The sequence below is a fragment of the Desulfocicer niacini genome (assembly GCF_054657595.1).
Genome location: NZ_BAAHYK010000006.1, coordinates 34,544 through 57,274, shown reverse-complemented (window position 1 = coordinate 57,274; position 22,731 = coordinate 34,544). Strand labels below are relative to the sequence as shown.

Annotated in this window: 15 protein-coding genes; 5 read left to right on the top strand and 10 right to left on the bottom strand. The window is 45.2% G+C overall.

Annotation, left to right across the window (positions count from 1 at the left end; all coding sequences use genetic code 11):
• Positions 1–75: 75 nt before the first annotated feature.
• The 3 genes from ACYQ2M_RS04370 to ACYQ2M_RS04360 all read right to left on the bottom strand — a co-directional run bounded on the left by ACYQ2M_RS04370 (position 76) and on the right by ACYQ2M_RS04360 (position 3,165).
• Positions 76–906, bottom strand: a complete 831-nt coding sequence (locus ACYQ2M_RS04370) for a fumarylacetoacetate hydrolase family protein (protein WP_459915102.1) — start codon at positions 904–906, stop codon at positions 76–78.
• 166 nt (positions 907–1,072) lie between these two features.
• Positions 1,073–1,924: a diaminopimelate epimerase gene (dapF, locus tag ACYQ2M_RS04365; RefSeq protein WP_459915101.1), complete on the bottom strand. Its 852-nt coding sequence runs from the start codon at positions 1,922–1,924 to the stop codon at positions 1,073–1,075.
• 107 nt (positions 1,925–2,031) lie between these two features.
• Positions 2,032–3,165: a ribonuclease D gene (locus ACYQ2M_RS04360; protein WP_459915100.1), complete on the bottom strand. Its 1,134-nt coding sequence runs from the start codon at positions 3,163–3,165 to the stop codon at positions 2,032–2,034.
• Positions 3,166–3,334: 169 nt separating this feature from the next.
• Between ACYQ2M_RS04360 and thrS the strand changes: the two genes are divergently transcribed.
• Both thrS and ACYQ2M_RS04350 read left to right on the top strand, forming a co-directional pair.
• The gene (gene thrS, locus ACYQ2M_RS04355) at positions 3,335–5,248 is read left to right on the top strand and encodes a threonine--tRNA ligase (RefSeq protein WP_459915099.1); all 1,914 of its coding nucleotides are present in this window, start codon (positions 3,335–3,337) and stop codon (positions 5,246–5,248) included.
• A complete protein-coding gene (locus ACYQ2M_RS04350; RefSeq protein ID WP_459915098.1) occupies positions 5,241–5,642 on the top strand; it encodes a VanZ family protein in 402 nt (133 codons plus the stop codon). The genes thrS and ACYQ2M_RS04350 overlap by 8 nt, the downstream gene beginning before the upstream one ends.
• Positions 5,643–5,662: 20 nt before the next feature.
• Here ACYQ2M_RS04350 and ACYQ2M_RS04345 read toward each other — a convergent pair whose 3' ends face one another.
• Positions 5,663–6,022, bottom strand: coding sequence for a molybdenum cofactor biosynthesis protein MoaE (locus tag ACYQ2M_RS04345; protein ID WP_459915097.1), 360 nt, complete (start codon positions 6,020–6,022; stop codon positions 5,663–5,665).
• A 454-nt stretch (positions 6,023–6,476) separates the two neighbouring features.
• Here ACYQ2M_RS04345 and pyrR point away from each other — a divergent pair, with 454 nt between their 5' ends.
• From pyrR to ACYQ2M_RS04330, 3 genes are all read left to right on the top strand, one after another.
• A complete protein-coding gene (gene pyrR, locus ACYQ2M_RS04340; protein ID WP_459915096.1) occupies positions 6,477–7,016 on the top strand; it encodes a bifunctional pyr operon transcriptional regulator/uracil phosphoribosyltransferase PyrR in 540 nt (179 codons plus the stop codon).
• Between the two features lie 126 nt (positions 7,017–7,142).
• Positions 7,143–7,652, top strand: a complete 510-nt coding sequence (locus ACYQ2M_RS04335; RefSeq protein WP_459915095.1) for a MogA/MoaB family molybdenum cofactor biosynthesis protein — start codon at positions 7,143–7,145, stop codon at positions 7,650–7,652.
• A 209-nt stretch (positions 7,653–7,861) separates the two neighbouring features.
• On the top strand, positions 7,862–8,269 hold the full coding sequence (locus ACYQ2M_RS04330; RefSeq protein ID WP_459915094.1) for a hypothetical protein: 408 nt from the start codon (positions 7,862–7,864) through the stop codon (positions 8,267–8,269).
• Between the two features lie 131 nt (positions 8,270–8,400).
• Here ACYQ2M_RS04330 and ychF read toward each other — a convergent pair whose 3' ends face one another.
• The 6 genes from ychF to ACYQ2M_RS04300 form a co-directional block, all read right to left on the bottom strand.
• Positions 8,401–9,471, bottom strand: a complete 1,071-nt coding sequence (gene ychF / locus ACYQ2M_RS04325) for a redox-regulated ATPase YchF (RefSeq protein ID WP_459915093.1) — start codon at positions 9,469–9,471, stop codon at positions 8,401–8,403.
• 164 nt (positions 9,472–9,635) lie between these two features.
• On the bottom strand, positions 9,636–11,732 hold the full coding sequence (locus tag ACYQ2M_RS04320; protein WP_459915092.1) for an ATP-binding protein: 2,097 nt from the start codon (positions 11,730–11,732) through the stop codon (positions 9,636–9,638).
• Between the two features lie 151 nt (positions 11,733–11,883).
• Complete coding sequence (locus tag ACYQ2M_RS04315; RefSeq protein WP_459915091.1) at positions 11,884–14,067, bottom strand: ABC transporter substrate-binding protein; 2,184 nt, start codon at positions 14,065–14,067, stop codon at positions 11,884–11,886.
• A 183-nt stretch (positions 14,068–14,250) separates the two neighbouring features.
• Positions 14,251–15,816 carry a GNAT family N-acetyltransferase gene (locus tag ACYQ2M_RS04310; RefSeq protein ID WP_459915090.1) on the bottom strand — a complete coding sequence of 522 codons (1,566 nt, stop codon included), beginning with the start codon at positions 15,814–15,816 and terminating at the stop codon, positions 14,251–14,253.
• 449 nt (positions 15,817–16,265) lie between these two features.
• Entirely contained in the window at positions 16,266–16,820 is a 555-nt protein-coding gene (locus ACYQ2M_RS04305) for a response regulator (protein ID WP_459915089.1), read from the bottom strand.
• A complete protein-coding gene (locus tag ACYQ2M_RS04300; RefSeq protein WP_459915088.1) occupies positions 16,810–22,587 on the bottom strand; it encodes an AAA family ATPase in 5,778 nt (1,925 codons plus the stop codon). Before ACYQ2M_RS04300 ends, ACYQ2M_RS04305 begins: the two co-directional genes overlap by 11 nt.
• Positions 22,588–22,731: the final 144 nt, after the last annotated feature.

Below are 22,731 nucleotides of genomic sequence, written 5' to 3'. Positions count from 1 at the left end.
AAGTCGTTCCCTTTGCCGGCTAATGATCCTGCCGACAAAGGGGCCTTAGAAAAGCTGATGGCCATGGTGGCCTGATTATTCGTACTCGTCTTCTTCCGAATCAGACTCTAACACCACCCGATTTTCCAGGTATCCCATACCGGTGATGGAGGTTTCCAGAACATCTCCGGGTTTTAGATACACCTGGGGTTTTCTGGTAAATCCCACACCGCTTGGGGTACCGGTGAGAATAACTGTACCTGGCATCAATGTGGTGCTCTCGGACAGATATGATATGATTTCACCAATGGTGAAGATCATGTCCGAGGTGGAGCTTTCCTGCATTAATTTTCCATTTAAGCGACATTCAACGGTGAGAGACTGGGGGTTGGTGATTTCATCTGCAGTTACCAGGGTGGGACCCATGGGACAGAATGTGTCAAAACTTTTGCCCCTGACCCATTGTCCGCCCCCGGCATGTTTCTGCCATCGTCGGGCCGAGATGTCATTGGCACAGGTATAGCCGAATATATAGTCCATGGCCTCATCGGGTGTCACGTCTTTACAGGGTCTGCCAATGACCACCGCAAGTTCTGCTTCGTAATCCACCTGGGGGGGATCAATGCAGGAACGGGGAATGGTGATGACGTCCCGGGGACCGGTGATGGCCCCTGGGTTTTTCATGAAAACCACAGGATGTTCAGGGATGGGCATACCGGTTTCTTTGGCATGGAGTCTGTAATTGAGCCCGATGCAGAAAATGGCGGTGGGATGAACTGGTGCCAGGATTTTCTGAACAGCCACTTTTTTATTGGTGGTGTCAAAAACATCGAAAATATTTCCTTTGATTATCCTGGCTGTGTCTCCGTCAAAAGCAAACCCCGTGTGTAGCTCATCATCCATGTCCAAAAATCTTAGTACGTACATTTTCGGTCTCCCCTGCCTGTTGTCTGTTAAGGCATCAGCGCCTGTTGTTCGTTAACCAAGCGATAGTGAAAAATTTTTGTCTACCCCTATACTATTGTTTGGCCGGTTTGTCATTTGAAATATTCAAAATCTGGCAATTAGCATTGTTGTGTCGGAGATGAAGCGTTCAAAGCCGTATGCTACCGTTGAAAACAAGGGTGGCAGGCCCGGTTTTGTGCAGATGATTGGTTTGACGATTCCATTGAATGCTCAGATTTCCGCCAGCCAGGTGTACCATGACATCAGTTTGGGTTTTTCCATTAAGATGGGCTGCCACCACTGCGGCACAGGCCCCGGTGCCACATGCCAGGGTTTCACCGGCTCCACGCTCCCACACCCTCATGTTTATTTCATTCGGGTTCACAATGTCGATGAATTCCACATTGGTTTTCTCGGGAAAACAGGAGTGGGTTTCAATGGCCCGGCCGGTTTTCTCCACATCCACCTTTTTCACATCCGGTACAATGACCACGGCATGGGGATTGCCCATGGAAACAGGCGTGAGAAACAAGGCATGGTCTCCCACAGTGAAAGGGTGTTTAAGTTTTTTGGGTTCGTCCGTGCGGAAGGGCACCCGGTGGGGTTCAAGAAAGGGCTCTCCCATGTCCACCCGGATGGCGGTGACCTGGTTTTTATTGTCAAGGATAACTTCCGGTGTCACCCGTCCGGCAGGGGTTTCCACATGGAATCGTGGCTGTCCCATGATGCCGGTTTCAAATAGAAATTTTGCAAAGCAGCGCATGCCGTTGCCGCACATCTGAGCCTCGGAGCCGTCGGAATTGAAAATCCTGAATCGGATATCCTCGGTTAAGGAGTGAAGAATCAGAATAATGCCGTCGGCCCCGATGCCGAAATGTCGGGAACACAGTCGGCGGGCCATGTCAGGGTACGGCAGATGCCTTGCCAGGGTACCGGTTCGGTCGTCCAGGATAATAAAATCATTTCCCAGACCTTCCATTTTTGTGAATGTAACTTCCATGATAGCAGTCCTCTACTGTTGGAACTCTTGGGGGTGATCACACCCTCCGCCATTTATTATAACTTGCCAAGCTGGCCCATGTTGTGATCAATCCCCCGAATTCTTTTTCAGGCGCATATTTTTAGAATGTGGAGAATCTCTTTGCCCAGGATTTCCATCTGCCATTGCCGGGCACCGTTGATTTCCATCAGCTCCCGGTCTGTGGTGGGAGATATCATGGCGATGCTGGTGATCATGGCATTATTGATGAGAAATCCCGGTTCCATGCCGGTTTTTTTACTCATCTCTTCCCGCATTTCCTTGAGTGCCCGGATTCTTCCCGAAATTTCAGGGATGACCTCCGGTGCTTTTTTCCGGGGATATGACGGCAGTTCATCACTGGGGACGGAAAGACCTCCCTGGATGGCTTTAATGCATTTGTCGCCGTACATGTTGATCTGTTTGGGGCTCAGAGCTTTGGACTGTTTGAGTTCCAAAAGGGTGGCTGGACGAAGGGTTGCCATGCGGGAAACGGGGTCTGCTCCCATGATTTTAAACAGGGGGAGATCTTTCTGGCTTGCAATGTCCATGCGTACCTGGAGCAAATTTTCCAGAACCGCCAGGCTCCGGCGGGACATTTTCCCGGCACCCTTGAATTTCATGAACAGAGGGTCGGTATTATTGTTGTCATGCTTTACAAGGGTCTGCAGGTAAAATTCCTCCTCGGCCCAAGCCAGTCTGCCGCAGTCTTCCAGCTTTTTTTTAAGGATTTTGGATAGTTCCAGAAGATGTGCCACATCATTGATGCTGTATGCAATCATTTCTTCGGACAGGGGCCTTTTGGACCAGTCGGTTTTCTGGAAGCGTTTGTCCAGGCATAGATTGAAATGTTTTTTCAATAATGCCGCAAGGCTGCGCCGCTGAATGCCAAGGAATCGACAGGCGATTTCCGTGTCAAAGAGGTTGTGGATCCGGACATTGAAATCCCTTTCCATGCTTCTGATGTCAAAATCCGCCCCATGAAACACCTTGGTGATGCCGGGGTCTTCACAGAACAGTTTCAGGGGGGAAAAATCCGTGAGCAGCAAAGGGTCAATGAGGATGTTTTCCGTATCATCCGCAATCTGGATCAGGCAGACCTTTTCCTTGAAATGATGCATGGAATCAGCTTCAAGATCCATGGCAATGTGTTTTTTTGTTTTGAGCTTGTTACATATGCTTGCTAACTCCTCATCTGAGCTGATCAGCGTATACTCAATCATTTTTTTCTTGACCGTTTCAGGCAGTTGCCTTAGAGTTTGGGTTTTACACAAAGAATCGGCATAATACATTTAAGGTCATTATGCCGGATTGAAATTCCTGTGTTTCCAGTGGATTTTACAGGAATTTATAAATAATTTTAATTGAACATTTTAACAATGGATTAAAATCATGATCAATATAACACTTCCTGATAATAGTATAAAGGTTTTTGAAGCCTTTCCCACTGGAATGGACGTGGCAAAAGCAATTTCCGAGGGATTTGCCCGGAACTGCGTGGCCATGGTCGTTGACGAAAAGCCCATGGATTTGGGCAGTAGTTTGATCCGGGACTGCAGTGTTAAGTTTATTACCACCCGGGATGACGAAGCCCTGGAGATTTTGCGGCACAGTGCAGCCCATGTCATGGCCGAGGCTGTGCAGAATCTTTACGAGAAGGCGGTCCTCACCATCGGCCCGGTGGTGGAGGATGGCTTTTACTATGATATTGACATGGACCCGGTATCTGAAGAGGATTTCCCGGCCATTGAGGCCGAAATTCAGAAGATCATCAAGGCTAAAAAAACGTTTGAACGCTCCGTGGTATCCCGGGATGAGGCACTTGAGCTGTTCAAGGACAACTCATATAAGGTGGAACTCATTGAAGCCCTGGAAGACCAGGAAATTTCCCTGTATCGCCAGGGAAACTTTGTTGATCTGTGCCGGGGACCACACATTCCCCACACCGGCATGATCAAGGGTTTGAAACTCATGAAAACCTCCGGGGCCTACTGGCGGGCCGATCAGACAAGGCAACAGCTTCAGCGTCTCTATGGCACGGCCTTCTTTGATAAAAAGGAACTCAATAAATATCTTCATCTTATTGAAGAGGCCAAAAAACGCGATCATCGAAAGATCGGGACCCGGATGGATCTGTTCAGTTTTCACCAGGAAGCGGCGGGTATGCCATTTTTCCATGCCCGGGGCATGGACATGTGGAATGTGCTGCTGGAGTACTGGCGGGAGGCCCATAGAGAGGCCGGGTATGTGGAGACCAAAACTCCGGTGATGCTGAGCCGTCACCTGTGGGAAAAAAGCGGTCACTGGGAAAATTACCGGGAAAACATGTACACCTCGGTGGTGGATGAAGAAGAATACGCCATCAAACCCATGAATTGCCCCGGCGGCATGCTGCTTTATAAAACCGGGTCACACTCCTACCGGGATCTGCCCCTGCGTGCCGGTGAAATCGGTCTGGTTCACCGCCATGAACTGTCCGGGGCACTGTCCGGGCTGTTCCGGGTCCGGGCCTTTCACCAGGATGATGCCCATATTTTCATGACCCCAGATCAGATTGAGGATGAAATTTTAGGCGTGCTCCAGCTGGTGGAAAAGGTGTACAGCCGGTTTGGTCTTGGATTTCATCTGGAATTGTCCACCCGTCCTGAAAAATCCATCGGGTCAGATGAAAAATGGGAACAGGCCACCAATGGTTTGAAGAATGCCCTTGACAAGTATGGTCAGGAATATTTCATCAATGAAGGGGACGGTGCCTTTTATGGTCCCAAGATTGACATTCATATAAAAGATGCCCTGGGCAGAACCTGGCAGTGCGGCACCATTCAGCTGGACATGGCCCTGCCCGAACGCTTTGACCTCACCTACAAGGGGGCAGATAACGAAAAACATCGTCCGGTCATGATCCACCGGGTGATTTACGGGTCCATTGAACGGTTTTTCGGCATTCTGGTAGAGCATTTTGCCGGGAAATTTCCCCTGTGGCTTGCCCCTGTCCAGGCAGTTCTTCTACCCATCAATGACGATCTTAATGACCATGCACAAAGCCTTCAAAAAGAAATGGCGGCCCTTGGTATTCGGTGTGAGGTGGACAAAAGAACCGAAAGCCTTAAAAAGAAAATCCGGGAGGCCCAGCTCAATTATGTTCCCCTGATTATCACCATCGGGGAAAAGGAAAAAGAGTCAAATACCCTGTCGGTGCGAACCCTGGATGGAAAGGTTAGACTGGGATTGACCATGGAAGATTTTTCACAGGTCGTATTGAAACATATCAAGGAAAGAACCCTGGATGCCCGGTTGTTTGAATAGACATTCCCTTATTTACCGGTGGCCCCTGGTGATGTATTGCGTGATGATTTTTGTGCAGTCATGCTTTCCCTCACCAGAGGTCATCAGACATCTGCACTGGTCGGACAAGTCTCTGCACCTGGGAGGGTATGCCCTTCTCGGGGCATTGACGGTGCGCATGCTCAAGCGTGAACTGCCCGGGCGCAGTGCCTGGAAGATCATCTGTATGGTTGTGCTGGCGGGTACGCTTTACGGGGTGTCCGATGAGCTTCACCAGGCTCTGGTTCCCGGCAGACAGGCCGATGTTATGGATGTTGTGGCGGATATGCTGGGAAGTGCCCTGGGGGCACTTCTGTTCTGGCCGGACCTGCCTGGGATTGACAGGCCCTTTTTTAAAAAAACGGATAGGCTTTGATTCCGTTTTCACAGCCGGGGTTATTTGAAAAATTGGGTTTTGGAAGTCACTTCTGCCTTGACCTGATTTAGAGTTTCTGTCAGAGTCTCAATGACATTTTCCCGGATATCGCCCCCCACCACAATGTACATGACATCATCTCCCACCTTCAGCACTTTCTCTTCGGCAATTTCCACGATGACATCCACAATGCCCGTTTTGCTTTTCTGGGCATTCACAATTTCCTTTAGTCTGTCGTGGTTGACCTTTACCTTCAGGCCCGTCACTTCCTGACCTTCTCTGGATGTGGCCCGTACCACACCGTTGTGGCATAAAATCATGCCGGCTTTATGGTAATCCGGGTGGGCTTTTAGTCGGTTGATCATCTCCTGAACATTCATGCTGTTATCTCCTTAATAATCATGTCGGCATTCCGACATAATGAATAGTTAAAATGGTAATATGTCGCCCCCAACGGCCATCCGACCCGGGCCGGGGCCGCTGGCGACCCTTTTGCCCAGTTGATCTAAAGCGCAGGAACTTTCGGGCTGGTTTGTTCTCAAACAGTCTGCGCTTCGGTACAATCCACAGGGCAAAAGAGCTTATCGCCTTTAGCTCCGATCGTGCCGGATCAGATGGCTGTTGGGGAGTCTGTTGTCGATATTTTCATATAAAAAAAGAATCATCAACATCTAAGTAAGTACGTATGAAAATTAACATAAGCGTTTTTTCAGGAATAGTAAAGTCAATGGGTGCATCTAAGGGCTTGCCCGGGTGAATAAAAAGTGATAATTGTTCAATTCGGTGGCGATGCCGCATCGCCGGAGGGGAAACCATGGAACAGGATGTTTTTTTATGAAAAGAGAGAGAACCATCTTCACAGCAGAAGATATAGAGCGTGCCATCACCCGGATGTCCTATGAGATCATTGAGGCTCACAAGGGGGTAAAGGATATTGCCCTGGCAGGGATTCTCACCCGGGGAGATTCTCTGGCAAAGCGGATTCAGCAAAAAATCGTGCACCTGGAAGGGATAAAAATTCCCATGGGGCACATGGATATCAATCTCTACCGGGATGACTGGACACGCATCAGCCATCACCCAATTGTCAGGCCTTCAAAAATGCCTTTTTCTGTGGATGATAAGCAGGTTATCTTGGTGGATGATGTGCTTTTTACCGGCAGAACTATTCGGGCAGCCATGGATGCCCTCATGGACTTTGGTCGTCCCCCCCGCATTGAGCTTGCCGTGCTTGTGGATCGCGGGCATCGGGAGTTGCCCCTCCAGGCAGATTACAAGGGGATCACCGTGGCCACCCTGCACAGTGACTCCGTCAATGTCTTTTTGAAGGAGCATGATGGTGAAGACAGGGTGTTCATTGAACAGGATTATTAATAAATATTTGATGATCACATGTTTTTTGTTTTGACAAACAAATATTTGGCAAGTGGCAGGTATGGCAACATTTTTTTATAATTAAAGTCCAGAAACGTGATCGTTGAGTAAACAGGATAATTTATTGTGAGTACATTACTGCATAAAAAAGAAACGCCCCGGAACATCCGTGTGGCCATTGTATCTGTTTCCACCACCCGGGGAATCGCTGAGGATAAAAGCGGTATCTGGATGAAAAAGGAAATCAAAAAAGAAGGCCACGAGACCGTTGTTCACCATGTGGTCACCGATGAAATTGATGCCATTCGGGACATGGTCAAACATGTGGTGGATGATGTGGGCCCCCATGTGATTCTCATGTCCGGCGGCACGGGCTTGAGCCCCCGGGATGTCACGGTGGAGGCTGTTTCGGCTTTGTTTGACAAGGAACTTACCGCTTTTGGTCCCTTGTTTGCCCAGCTAAGTTTTGAGCAGATTGATTCTGCGGCCATCATGTCCCGGGCCACGGCCGGGATTATTAAAAACACCATCGTCTTTTGCATGCCTGGAAGTCTTAACGCCTGCAAGCTTGCCTGCGGAAGTCTTATTTTTCCGGAGCTTGGGCATATGGTAAAACATCTGTCCGAAGCCCCCTGATTTAGTTTTGTTGTATCCTGACCCGGCATGATCATAATTCCGGCCATGGGCATAATTTCGTGGATCAATGGAGGCATGCGTCTTGTGTTTTCGTGTTGTCGCTTTTTACACCCGGCATTCAGAAACATGCTGATACCATCTCCCGGATTCCATTTAAGTGCGGTCTGTCTTTTGATCAAGCTCCCCACAACCTAAACATGAGGTGAATTATGGAAGCACTTGACGCATTAATTGATGAATGGGAAGACACTGAAACACAAACCCGCAAGGCCTTTGTGGCCATTAAAGAACACATCATGGCAATGGAAGGCATTACCCTGGAGTTCAATGCCAGACCCGGTGTGAGTTACTCCCTGCGACCCTGCCATAACAATCAGTCCGATAGAAAACTGTTTGCCATGGCAGATGTTATTGATGATGATCCTGCAGAACGCTGGCTGTCCGTATGTTTTTATGGTGATATGATTACAGACCCCGATGAAGTGGGAGATCTTATCCCCGAAGGCCTGCTGGGAGAAGACGGTTACTGCTTTGACCTTGATGAATATGATGAGGATGCGGTGGCATATATCAAGGCCCGTCTGACGGAAGCCTATGAATCAGCATCAGCGCTGTGAAAACCGGTTAAACGATAAACCGTCATGGCCTGGCAAAAATATAAATAATACTCATAAGCCAGGCCTGACCCCTTGGTACCCCCAATTAACCGAGCTGGCCGACGTTAGAGCCAATACCCTGTTTTTTATTGTCACACCTTGAATCGGATGTTTAAAATATCTCCGTCTTCGACTGTGTAATCCTTGCCCTGGACATACATTTTCCCTACCTTTTTAAGCTCGGCTTCAGAGCCGTATGTCATGAGTTCATCATATTTGATGACCTCTGCCCGGATGAATCCCCGCTGGAGATCCGAATGGATCACTCCGGCTGCAACGGGTGCCGGAGAATTTTTTCTCACCAGCCATTGCCTTACCTCATCCTCACCCACGGTGAGAAAAGAGATAAGTCCCAGGGCCTTTAAACATAGTCGGGTAAGCACCCCCAGGGCGGTTTCTTTAATGCCCATGTCCGCCAGGAATTCGGCTTTTTCTTCCTCATCGTCCAGAAGGGCAATTTCCGATTCCACCTTGGCAGACACCAGCATGGCCTCCATGGCCTGGCTTTCACACGGGACCTTGAGGCGTTCAAGCAGAGCGCTGTCTCCCAGATCATCTTCGGAAACATTTACCGCCAGAATCATCTGTTTTCGGGTGATAAATGGGTAACTTCTTATCAATAGTTCTTCGTCATCGGAAAGTTCCATGAGTCGAAGGGGTTTTTCCTGCTCCAGGTGGGTCTGCATTTTTTCCATGAGTAGCAGTTCTTTCTGCTGATCCTCATCTTTTTTCTTTTTGGCCATCTCTTTGATGCGTTCAATACGTTTTTCCACAAAGATCTGATCGTGCATCAAAAGCTCTCCGTTAACCATTTCGGTGTCCCTCAATGGATCAACAGATCCTTCGGCATGGTAGATGGCATCATCTTCAAAAGCCCTTACCACATGGCAGATGGCGTCCATGTCGGCAATGTCCCGGAAAATATCTCCCCGGGCGATGTTGTCCTGTTCCATTCTGGGCAGCAGCACCAGATCAATGCGGGCCCGGACTTCCTTTTTGGGGTGGTACATGTTCACCATGTTGTCAAAACGTAGATCCAGGATATCTGCAACCCCCGGTATGGGTTTGGGGGCACCCCCCTGTTCTTTGAGTTCACTGCCCGTCAATATCTGGAACAGCGTTTTTTTTCCGGTCTGCGCAAGACCGATGATTCCAATTTTCATTATATTTTTTCCTTATTTGTCTGGATGGGCTGATCTCAAGCATGCTCACAAATTCCATGGGGGGTTTACCACAATTTGCATATGATGTCACCCCCGGGTGTGGGTGTTGCGGGATGGTAGCTGGAATTTTCAAGGGCATTCCGTTGTTTTATCTCCATGCAGTTTTAAACAATTTGCCGCAAAGCCGAATTCAACTCCTGCAGCATAAACGGTTTGGCCACCACACCGGAGAATCCATATGATTTATAGTCTGCCATTACCGGGTCATTGGAGAATCCGCTGGAGACGATGACCTTTGCGTGGGGGTCAATTTTCAAGATCTCCTTTACCGCCTCTTTTCCTCCCATCCCGCCTGGAATGGTCAAATCCATGATAACGGCGTTGAACCTGTCATGCTTTTCCATGGCATCCAGGTACTTTTTCCGGGCCTCAACCCCATCTTCTGCAAAATCAGGTTCATAACCCATATGCTTTAACATATCCCCCACAATGTTTCTTATCATCTCTTCATCATCCATTATCAACACTTTTCCCCGGCCTTTGAACAGTGGCTCCGTGATCTGCTCTGCTTGGTCAATGGTTCCATGAATTTCATCCGTGGAGGCAGGCAGGTAGATATGAAAAGTCGTTCCCTTTGCTTTCTGGGATTGTACGGAGATAAATCCGTCATGTTTTTCAATGATGGAATGGGCTGTGGCAAGCCCAAGCCCGCTTCCCGTGGCTTTTGTTGTGAAGTAAGGATCGAAAATGGATGGCAGATTTTTTTTGGCAATGCCTGTGCCATGGTCCTGGATGCTGATTTTTATGTACGGTCCAGGTGGAAGCGGTGTGCCGAATGCATTTCCCGGTTCGATCTCTATGTTTTCCCCGGCTATAATGACGGTACCTCCTTGGGGCATGGCATGGCTGGCATTGATAACAATATTACTTATTACCTGGTTGATCTGGCCTTCATCCACCTTCACAGGAAATAACGCCGGTGTAATGGAAAATGCATAGCCCACATTGGAACCTCTTAACGCAAAGATAACGGTCTCTTTGACAAGTTCAATGACGGACATTGTTTTCTTTACAGGGCTTCCCCCCTTGGAAAAGGTGAGTAGTTGTTTGGTAAGATCCCTGGCCCTGAAACAGGCTTTTTCAGTATCTGTTAAAATTTTTGAGATTTTCTCATCCTTTTTTGCATGTATCTGGGCAAGGGATAAATTCCCGATGATGATACTTAAAAGATTATTGAAATCATGGGCGATACCGCCGGCAAGCACTCCCGTTGATTCGAGTTTTTCCACCCGGATAAGATCCTCCTGCATTTTTTCTTTTTCGACTATTTCCCTTTGAAGACGTTTGTTTGACTCCATCAGTGCTTCGGTGCGTTTCTTTACCTTTTTTTCAAGATCTGCATTGAGTTGTGCCAATGCGCTGTTTGATTTTTCAAGGGCAGTATTGAGCCTTTTTAATTCCGTATTGGCATTTGCAAGCTTTATGGCGGAATCGGCCTCGGTTTTCACTGCATTTTGAAGAGCGGTGTTATTTTGAAGCAGGGTGTCGGACATTTTATTAAAAACCGTTCCCATTTCACCGATTTCATCATTGGACGTAAGATCCACCTTGATACCCAGGAGTCCATTGTCCAGCTTCTGCATTGAATCTTTCAGGGTTAAAACCGGTTTGATGATAAAACGAGATAATAAGGTGCGCAGAAGTAATGAGAAAAAAAGTGTCAATACAAGAAAGAAAACAACAAAATAAAGGGTAATGCGATTCAATTGCTGGTTGGTCTTGCTGGAATCATAATATAATTTTATATATCCCAGTTGTTCCCCAATGACTTTAATGGTCGATGCGTAGGAACTCATGTTTTTATTGGTTTCAAGGCGCTTGTTAAAAATAGATTTTTTATCAAGGGCTTGCATTTCATCGCTGAAGAGTCTTTTGATAAAATCTGTTCCCGATGAGTGCAGTAACACTCCTTGGTTATTGTATATGCCCACTCCGGCAATGCCTTTAACCTTTAAGATATCTCTGACGGATTCATGCAGTGCCATTTCTTGTGCTGCAAATATCTCATTTGCAATATCTTCTCTGTTTTGTTCAACGACCACACTTAAAAGCGTATGGTTTTCATCATATTTTTGTTCCAAAAGTGTGTTACCAGTGAAGTACAACATAAAGCTGCACACCATGGCAAATATAAGGCATGAGGTTAAAACAATGGTGTTGATTTTAAGGGCAAGGCTTACCGTTTTTATTTTTTCATTCATCCATTTTTCTCTTATCTTTTTGCTCAATGATTCGGTTTCTGGGGCCTGACCCTTTCCCAAAGTACCCCATGTTGTAACCAGGCCTGAATTTTGCCTTGGTTAAGCGGTGGGTTGCAACCTTCTGAATCACCCGTGAGCAGGTCCAGTTAATCTATTGGGGGGCGGAAGAAATGGTTTCAAAATATTTGATTTTGCCATTGTTAATTTCATTGATGACTGCATTTTTTACAGGATTTCGGTTTTTGTCAAAAATTATTTTTCCGGTGATGCCGTCAAAGGGGGGGGTGTTTTCCAATGCTTCCCGGATTTTATCTCTGTCCATGGTATTTGCCCGTTTCATGGCATCTGCCAATAGAAATACTGCATCATGGGAAAGTGCAAAGGCCGAAGGAATTTTTCCCTGGGTCGGGTGATTTTTTACAAAGTCACGGGAGATGGGCGTGTCAGATTCTTTTGACCAATGTGTGCAATAATACCCCTTTTTGATCACTTGGCCGCCCTTTGATAAAAAACTTTCCGTGTCCCAGTCATCCCCCCCCAGGAAAACCGATTTGATGCCGTGAAGTTGTGCTTGTTGTGCCAGAAATCCGCCTTCGTCATGGCCAGAAAAGAAAATCACATCGGGCTTTTGTGCTTTTGTCTGTAAAATAAGCTCTTTGTAATTCCTTAAGTCAGATTTATATGATGCGGTGAATAAAATCTTCCCCCCTGAACCCTCAAAGACATTTTGAAATTCCCGGGACAGGCCCATGCTGTAATTGCTTGTGATGTTTGTAAAAATAACCGCAGACGTTGCCTTTAAATCATCAAGGGCAAACTGGGCCATTACCTGACCCTGAAAAGAGTCAATAAAACAGACCCGGAATATATAATTCCCTGTTTTAGTAACATCTTCATTGGTTGAAATATTGGTGATCATGGGAATGCCTGCAGCCTGGGCCACCTTGGCAATGGCCAGGGAATGAACACTCCAGTCTGCTCCGATGATGGCTGTCACATTTTGGGAAACAGCTTTGTCTGCACTGAGCTTTGACCCAATGGGCGTACTTTTATTATCAAAAACATATAGCTTTATCTTTTTATCTGCAATCCCCCCTGCGGCATTGATGTGATTCACGGCACAGATAACACCTTCAAGGGAAGGTTTGTTTGAGTCTGCCGCGTTGCCGGTTAATGCAAAAATTGTCGCTATGTTGATGGTGTCCTCTTTAACTGATTTTATAAATCGGGAGGTCCCTTGATCAAATTGAACAATCACAACTTCCTTTCCCATGGGATTACCTTTTCCATCAAAGGTTATATTCCCGGTTGCCCCATGAAAGTCAACGGTTTTTGCCAGCGCGTCCCGAATTCTTTTTTTATCAAGGCTGCCCGCCGCTTTCACGGCCCGGGCAAAAAGTCCCACTGCGTCATAGGTCAAAGGGATGTCCGAGTTATATACAGGGGTGTTATTAAATTTTTCATGGAATAAGGCTTTGAGATGCCGGGATTCCGGGTAGGGGAAGTCTGCGTGCCAGTTGGCGGCGGTATAACTGCCGTTTAAGGCATTCCCAGCATAATTAAACATCTCTGTTGTCCAGGCATCGCCCCCAAGAAAGGTGGTTGTAATGCCCATGTCAACAGCCTGTTTTATCACAAGGGCACTGTCTCTGGAGTAACCGGGGATGAAGACAAGATCAGGATTTAATTCTTTTACAGTTGTAAGAAGGTTTGTAAAATCAATACTTCTGCCTTTGTAGCATCCCTGAAGCAATACCTTGCCGCCCTTTTTGATAAACCAGTTTCGGAAAAAATCAGCCAGGCTCAGGCTGTACTGCTCATTGATATTCTGCAAAATTACGGCAGTACCGGCGTTTAGATCTTTTCTGGCAAAATCTGCTATGGTTTTTGCCTGGAGTTCGTCTGTGAAACAGACCCGGAAAATATAATCACCTGTTTCAGTAACCTTTGGGTTTGTTGAAACAGGTGTGATCATGGGAATACCAGCCGCTTGCAGCACTGGTGCCATGGCAAGGGAATGGGAACTCCATGAGGCACCAATAACACCGGTTACGTTCAGGCGTATCGCTTCCATGGCCGCGGCTTTTGATCCAAGTGAAGAGCTCTCATTGTCAATGGAAATTAATTCCACAGGTCTGCCCAGCAATCCGCCATGTTGGTTTATTTCATCAACCGCCATGGTTGCTGCCTGGCCCATGGCCACGTTGTCTTTGGCCGCTATTCCTGTTTTTGAATAAATAACGGCTATTTTTGCAGATTCAAAGGCCTGTGTGCTTTGACTTGCACAAAGGATACAAAATATGCAAAACAATGTCCATACGGTTTTTGAGCCCATAGGAGTCCCCATTCTTGTGTGTAAGGGGGTTCATGGAAAATATACTCTATCCGGCATTTAAATGAAATCCATAGCCATTAACCGGATTTATCCATGCAAAAGCGGATGATTATATTTTCATGAATTCCCTAAGTGTTGTTTTACTGAAATTGAGCCTGACGGTGCATCTGGTATCCATTTGGCTTATTCCACATGCACAATTTCAATTTTATTTTTGGGACATAGATCATAAAGATCCGATCGCATGTCATGCAGGGGCCGCACAGTTGCCACATGACGCTGCTGGGACAGGGATGAAAGGGCAAGTTCCGATACCACAACAGCCTCCACATTGGGGTCTGCCTCGCCTTCTATTCCCTTTTCCGGAAAGGAAAAATCACTGGGTGTAAGAATGGCCGCCTGGCTGTAATTTAAAAAAGAACCCGACGGAGTGAGCATGTTGCCCACACTGCCGGTCATGACCACATAGGTGAAGTTTTCCACGGCCCTTGCCTGGGCGCAATGCCGCACACGGTAGTAAGCCTTTTTTTCTTCGGTGTAAAAGGGAACAAAAATGATTTCCGCCCCGGCAAGGGTAAGAAGGCGGGATATCTCCGGAAATTCAATGTCATAACACACCTGGATGGCAATCCGTGCCAGGGGGGTGCGAAAGATCCGGATGGCGGTGCCCGGCTCAATGCCCCCTTCATTTCGTTCCGCTGGTGTAATGTGCAGTTTATCCTGGGTATAGACATTGCCGGTGGGGGTGAATAAATGGGCCGTGTTGTAGCATTTACCCTCCCTTAATACCGGGTGGGAGCCGCCGATGATATAGATATTGTACTTCTGGGCAAAGCGTTTGAACATCTTTATATAACGATCCGTCAATCCGGCCAGGGCCAGGGTGGCTTCCTTCATGGACATGCGCGGATGATAACTTAACAACTGATAGGTGAAGTACTCCGGAAACAGCAGAAAATGGCAATGATAGGAATCGGCGGTGTCCACAAAGAATTCAACACTTCGTTCCAGGTCCTCAAAGGTCTGGATGGGCCGCATCTGGTATTGGGCGCCGCACACCCGTACCCGGCGGGCCTGGATTTTGGGAAACACCGCAGAAGAGATTCTTTTTTTGGTTACATTGTATTCCGGATTGGGCATGACAAGAAAAGTGGAGTAATTCAGGCTTGCGCGATCAATGGTGATGTCAAGCTGAACTTTCTTAACATGGTATCCGGCTTTAATGTGCGCATTCAGAGCTGAGTCTCTGAGTTCTCCCTGGATGACCTTTTCCACATATTGCTCTGCCGACATTTTACCGACATGGTTTTTGTATCCGGGGATTCTGCCATAGGCCATCATCTGTTTAAGGTTATAGCGTTTCAGGATGCTGCGCCGTCGTTTGTACAACATCATGGCCACCCCCCGGCGCTGGAAGTCCGGATGAACGGCAATATCGGCACCATAAAGGGTATCCCCGTCCGGGTTGTGGGTGCTGAAGGTACCGGCCCCGGTCAATTCATCCACATCGTACCAGAAATCATCATCAATGCTGACAATAAGAGATGTGGCATAGCCAACAACCCTGTCACCGCACACGGCCACAAACTGGCCCTGGGGAAAGGCGGCAAACTGCATTTCATAGTGGCGTTGGGTGAAGATAAATTCTTCGGGATAATCATGGTAGGTGGCTCTGCTGCATTCAATGATCTGTGGAATGTCTTCTTTTCGCCATTTGCGGGTTGTGATTTTGGTTTTCGGTTTATTCAAAGTAAGTATGTCCTTGTTCTTTCAAATGGATGTGGTGGTAAGCCCTTTATTTATAAACTATTTTGCATTGGTTCTAAAGACAAGATTCTCGAACATAAGGATTGAGATTGACTTTGCAGGCCGACACAACCCTGCATGTTAGATTGTTATGAAGTATCAGTTGGGCGGCGGCGGCGATGATCATCCGCTGATTGGCTGCCTGGCCATTATTAAGTTCGGCTTGCAGCCAGGCTCAGCGAGTTTCATCAAGAAATCCATGGGCCATGGATATCGATAGATCCGTCGTCCTCCCGCTGGGTATCGTCCAGTACAATTACCTTGAGCGGTACATCGGACTTGGGTTCAAAGCTGTAACAGGCAAAGCCCGCTTTCTCTTCATCAGGAACCAAATATTTATGGTTTCGGCAATTCAAATTTTGGCCAGACAAAATGGTCCTTTCTGCGGCAAATCAATCCTCCTCAAGATCCAGGTCCGGATAGTATTTCTTAGCGCATTCTTTGCAAATACTATGTGAAAATTGAGTGTGTGTCTGGGAAGATATATAGTGTTCTAATTGCTCCCATATCCCTTTATCATCCCTTACTTTTTTACAATGAGCACAAATGGGAATAAGGTGTCTTAACTGCTTGATTTCTAATTGTGTTTTAATTCTGGCCATTAATTCAGCGGCAATAAACGGCTTGGCAACATAATCAACCCCGCCAACTTCAAAACCTTTTACAATATCATCACTCTCTGTTTTTGCCGTTATGAAAATAACCGGTATGTGGCTGAAAGCCAGATTGTCTTTCAGGACGCTGCAGAACTGATAACCGTCCATTTCCGGCATCATTACATCCAATAAAATAAGATCAGGTAGTTTCTCCTCACAAAAACTCAGCGCCTCAATACCATTCTGGGCGACCCCAATTTCATAACTATTTTGCATCAGTAAATTTCCTAAAAACTGTATGTTTTTGGGATTATCATCAACAATTAAAATCAAAGATGGCTTATCGATCATCTAACTTCTCCAAATCCAAGATAAATGTCTCGATAGCTTCTGAGTAAGTGGTGAGACACGTATTCATTCGTTTTATATCAAAAATATTTAAGAGTTCAGACATGTGGGTTCCGTATTCGGTTAATCGTTGAACATTAAAATTTTTCCCTATTTTGTCAAGCCTTTCTCCTAAACTTTTAAATTCGCTTGCTATAAATGCTTTTTTCAGGGTTTTAAAACAGGGTAGCACCTCATGCCTTAAAAGCCTGCAAAGAATTTTTGGTTGGTAAACATCTTCCAAAGAGAGGCTATCGGGTAATTTTAAAATATCAGGAAACGTCTTGTTAACAGTGGTGTATTTCAAGTGCTGGGATAACTCATTGAGAAGTCTGTTAAACCGAATGGGTTTTGATAAAAATGCGTCAAATCCTTTATTAAGCGCTAATTCCCTTTCACTTTTTGTTGAGGCAGCTGTTAAGGCGATAATGGGAATATGCATTGTTTCTTTGTCTTTTTTAAGCTGTTGTGCTGCTTTATGCCCACTGAGAACAGGCATCCTGATATCCATTATAATTAGTTCAGGACTAAGTTCTCTTGCCAGCAGGATTGCTTCCTGGCCGTTGTTGGCGGTTATCACTTCCAGATTGACTTTAGATAGGGTTTCCTTCAAAAGTAATCGATTGGATTCAATGTCATCGACAATCAGCACCTTTACCGGTGTGAACTTAATATTTTCAAGGGTAATTGTATCTGGTTCAAATATAGGGCTTTCTGAAGAAGCAATTTTTACATTAACAAAGTTAATACTGAACCGGCTTCCTTTACCCTGCGTGCTGGTAACCGATATGGTTCCATCCATCAATTCCACCAATCGCTTGGTAATTGTTAATCCAAGGCCTGTTCCACCATATTTGATTGTATCCTGTTTGTCTTGCTGCTCAAAGGATTTGAAGATTTTTGTCTGTTTTTCTTTGGGAATTCCGATACCGGTATCCTCAACACTTATTGTGAGATCCATGCGATTTTTCCCTTTCGGGGCATGATGTGAAGATATTGCCACGTACCCGTCATCAGTGAACTTTATCGCATTTCCAACCAGATTTAATAGAATTTGTCGGATTCGTATTTCATCCAGATAAAGCCAGTCAGAAAGTTCTGGTGAATGGGAAATGGAGAGCCTGAGCCCCTTTGCTTGGCAAGTGATTTTAAAAATTTGCTCTATTTCCATGAATATTGAATTGAGATTAACCGGGACATACTCTATATCAAATCGTCCCGCCTCAATTTTTGAAAGATCAAGAATATCATTGATCAGGGTCAACAGATTTCGACCAGCTGTTTTGATGGCATCCAGGTAACTTTTTTGCTTGGAATCTGAAACCAGGCTTGTCAACAATTCACTGAATCCCGTCACCGCATTAAGTGGTGTTCGTAATTCATGGCTCATGTTTGCCAGGAATTCTGATTTGGCTTCATTTGCTTCATCGGCTTTGTTTCGAGCAATGGCAAGTTCTTTATTTTGAGCCACCAGCTCCTTGGTCCTTTCTATAACTCTCTGCTCCAATTGATTGTAAATTTGTGCATTGTTCAGGGATATGGCAATTTGCGTGGACAGCAGCTTTATCATATCCTGTTTGTTCGGGGTAAACATGTTTTTGATGCGTGTATGTTCCAGGTATATAACAGCGATCATTCGGGAACTGACATTTGCGGGCAGGATGATAAGGGATTGCGGCTTGATCTGTTTTAGATAAGTGTCTTCAATATGACCTGAAAACTGGTCAAGGTTGGCTATTTGACCAGTTCTGAGAACGTAGTTGATCATATCAACCGACAGCATGTCCTTATTCAATGGAATGCATTCCAGAATTCTTTCTTCTCCCTGTATGTTTTTGAACGCTTCTATTGCCCAGTCTTTTCCTTTTAAAATCAGAAACCCACGTTCAGCACCGGATACTTCAAGGAGAATTTGCATCATCTGCGTCAACAGGTTTTCAATATTGGTTTCCTGGGCCAGGATATTTTGTGCGTTAATTACGCTGAGCAGGTCCAAGTTCTGGGCTTGGCTTTCAAGATAAACATTGTGGTATTTGTGTTTAAGCTGATTACATTTTCTCTTTGCACCCCAAAGCTCATAATAGTGGAAAGCCTGTTTGATATAATATTCACCTAATTCTTCGTTGTCCTGTTCTTTCCAGAAACAGGAAAATCGTTCGCAAATTAAAGCGGTTTCATGGAAAAAACGGTTTTGCTTAGAGCTTGCAAGCCCCTCTGTGTAGCATCTGATTGCCAGGGGTATATCATTGGTTTTTCTGGCAATTTCAGCTTCAAGAAACAGTCGTTTGTGTTTGAAATTTTCCGGGGCGTCTTCATTCCACCGTTGAAGTTGGTCCAGGTCGTTGAGCACTGTTGCCCATCCTTCATCCTTGGGGCTCAATATGGCACATGCACTTAAGGAGGCATACAAAACGCCTGTCATTACTGAGGGGAATGCAGTGATAAAATGGAGAAGTTTTCTGGCCTTAAGCCCAAAAGCATAGGCCTGCTCATTGGCACCAAATATATAGGCCAATTGGGTTTTATATATATAAAGAAAGCAAAGCCCCATTGAATTTTGTACATTATTTTTTATAAATTGTTCTTCGCTGAATCCATCCCTGCTGAGGTTTAAAAAATTTCCTTTGTGGGACAATAATGTCTGTACCACTTGAGAATGGGGTAAAATTAAAGCCGTTCCGTGAAGGTTTTGTGTTTTTATGTTAAAATCAAGACCTTTCTGGGCTTCGGCCAGCACCGATTCCAGAGTTTCTCCCCGTTCCCATAAATAGGTCACCGTATTATAATAGGTATAACCGGCCATCTGGATATCTCCACCCTGCATTAACAGATGGTGTGCATCCCTGGCAGTTTCCAAAGCTGTATCATCTTTTATGGGCTTGGACCAATGCCAGCAGAATAAAATAAACAGATGTTTTGAATTACCCAGTGATCGCTTGTTGTTGGCTGCGATCTGCATGGCATATTCGGCATACTCGTAACCAGTCTGGTAATCGTTTCTAATCAGAATGAATGGGGTAGAGGCGATGGAAAGGGGGTAGCCCATGGCTTCAAAAACACCATTGCGGATTGCCAGCTTCAGGGTCGTAAAAACCAACTGGCAGGCAACTGTTGGGTTGTAAAAAAAAGCGGCAGGAATCATTGCCAGGATGAGTTCACAGATAAATTCCATCTCATCGAGATTCTTTTTTTCAATTTTCTTAAGCTCGGAAATCTTTTTTATCCCTGCTTGGTGGAATAATGTTTCAATTTCTTGTAATTCACGGCTCAAATCCTCAATTGGAGAATCCATTATAAAATCGATGTGCATTTTTTTTAAAATGGACATTCCAAATTCGACAGCACCTTTATAATTTTTTTGCATGCTGTCCTGGGATACCTTGGAAAAATAATTTTCCCTCAGCTCCAGAAAATTTTTATATCCAATCAGTTTGTCATGGAAAAAATGATCCGCTTCTTCAAACAGACTGTTTAGGTAAAGCGCGATATGGTACTCTCGATAAACTTGAAATCGAATTGAATCGGGAAGATAATCCTTTAAAAGTGGCATTGCCTGCCGTACATAAATGAGAAACTCCTTGTAGGCGGAAATATCTTTACTCTTCAACGCTGCCATCATGTAGAGTTCGATGTACTGCTCAAAATCTTTACAAATAAAATCAAAACCTTTGTCCAGGTGACCGACAAGATTGAAAAGTTCATCAAGGCTTTGAAAAATTTTATGCTGTCTCAGGGTGTTGGCGATGGAAAAGTGCAGTCTGGGAAGCTCGTCGGACGGGTTAAGTTGATAACAGGCTTGCTGGATTTTATCATGGGTGAAATAAACATGATTTTGCTTTTGAAATAAAAGACCATCTTCAAAAGGGAGTTTCAATGTCTGCAAAATTATGGCTTTTGGCTTTTTTGTGATAACTGACAGAACATTCAGATTAACAGAATGACCCACGGCACCGATAAACCGCATCAGGTCAGTAACTTCGTTAGGAAGGCGCTGCAGTCGAGTTTGCATAAGATCAACTACATTGCCGGAAACCTGCAGATTCGACACTTTGTTCAGATCAATTGTCCAGATTTTGTTCTTTACATCCCGCTGGAAATAGTCCTGATCCGCCAATCCTTTTAATAATTGATGCACAAAAAACGCGTTTCCATGGGTTTTTTCAAAAACAATATTGCTCAACGCCTGGTTGTTGTATCCCAGGCTGTCTTTAATCAGCTGTGAAACATCACCTGCGTGTAAATCATTAACTGATATCTTTTGAAACGGGATTTTATAGCTGGTGACTTCATCAAGTAATTGTTGAAAGGGATGATGCTGATTAACTTCGTTGGAGCGGTAGCACATAATTGCCAGCAAAAAACCTATTTTGTTTTGGAAAACGGCACGCAGAACATTGAGAGACACCAGATCCGTCCATTGCAAATCATCAAGGTACAGCACAAGTGGCCGTTCCTTGGTTGCCACCACATTGATAAACTTTAAAAAGACATACTTAAACCGGTTTTCGGCCTCTTCCCCTGTTAACTTGTCAAGCGGCTCCTGTTCGCCGACGATCAGCTTAAGTTTTGGAAATATGGATGTTAAAATTCGTCCCTGATCTCCAATGTTGTCCATAAATGAACTGCGAAAATCATCGAGAACCTTTTGGTCTGACAAAAGCAGCATATCAAATAGCTCGTCAAAGGCTTCAACAATGGCAAAATAGGGAATGTCCTTTTTATATTGCTGAAATTTTCCTGAAATTAATCGGCACTCGTTTCCAGCAAGCGTTTTTTTAAACTCCGACACAATCGTAGATTTGCCAACGCCTGAATAGCCGGAAATGGTCACCAGCTTTACATTGCCATCACTTAGCCCCGTCAACGCCTCTTTTAACTGCTCTGTCTCCCACACTCTGCCATATATTTTTTCAGTTACCTTGAATTTCAGGTCCATGTCCTGGACAGCCAGTCGAAATTTCGGGTCATTGTAGTGTTCCAGGTCATATATAATGCCTTCAATGGATTTATAGCGTTTGGACGGCTCCTTTTCCAACAGCTTAGCAACGATTTGTGATAAACTTTCAGGAATTTGTGGATTGATGGAAGAAACTGCCTCAGGTTGCCTGGCCACATGAAGTGAAATAAGCTGTGATATGTTATCGGCTTCAAAGGGTAGTGCCCCAGTAAACAGCCAATACAACAGCACACCAAATGAATAATAATCACTGATAGCGGTTGCTCGCCCTTCTACTCTTTGGGTACGTTCCGGTGCCGCAAAATGAGGATTCAGAATCTGTTGAAAAAGAGAGGGCGTATTGTCTCCCACAATTTTTGCCGATAATAAATTGTGCAATACAATATCGTCACCCGGCCCAAGTGTGATTGTTTCAAGTGACAGATTGTTGTAAATAACCCCCTTGTTGTGTATTTCTTTGAGTGCTGACAATACGGATTTTGCAAAAGAAATTTTTTCACGTAGGTCTCTGACTTTGCTGAAGAATCGATCCGGTGGGTATCCCTTTAAGTTTTCTTGGACTAATATGGATTTGCTCTTATCCTGAAATTTATCGATGAACCGGTCAACCAAATTGCTTGCAATATATCTGGATATCATAAACTCATGGTCGGCTGAATCAGGATTGGAATATTTGTGTAACAAAAAAAGATTTTCATCACAACTCGCTGAATAGACTATTTTATAGCCTTCATTTTTTAGAATCTTAGAAATTTTGAATTTGCCGATTTTCATAGATAATTTTTCTCAATCTGGATTATAGTGGCGGTCAAATGACTCGATACCGGATTTAAGCCCCAAACACCCTAAAAATGGGGATTTCAAGTCCCAAAATAGTATCTTAAGGTTAAATTGGAATATGCTATATTAAATCAAATT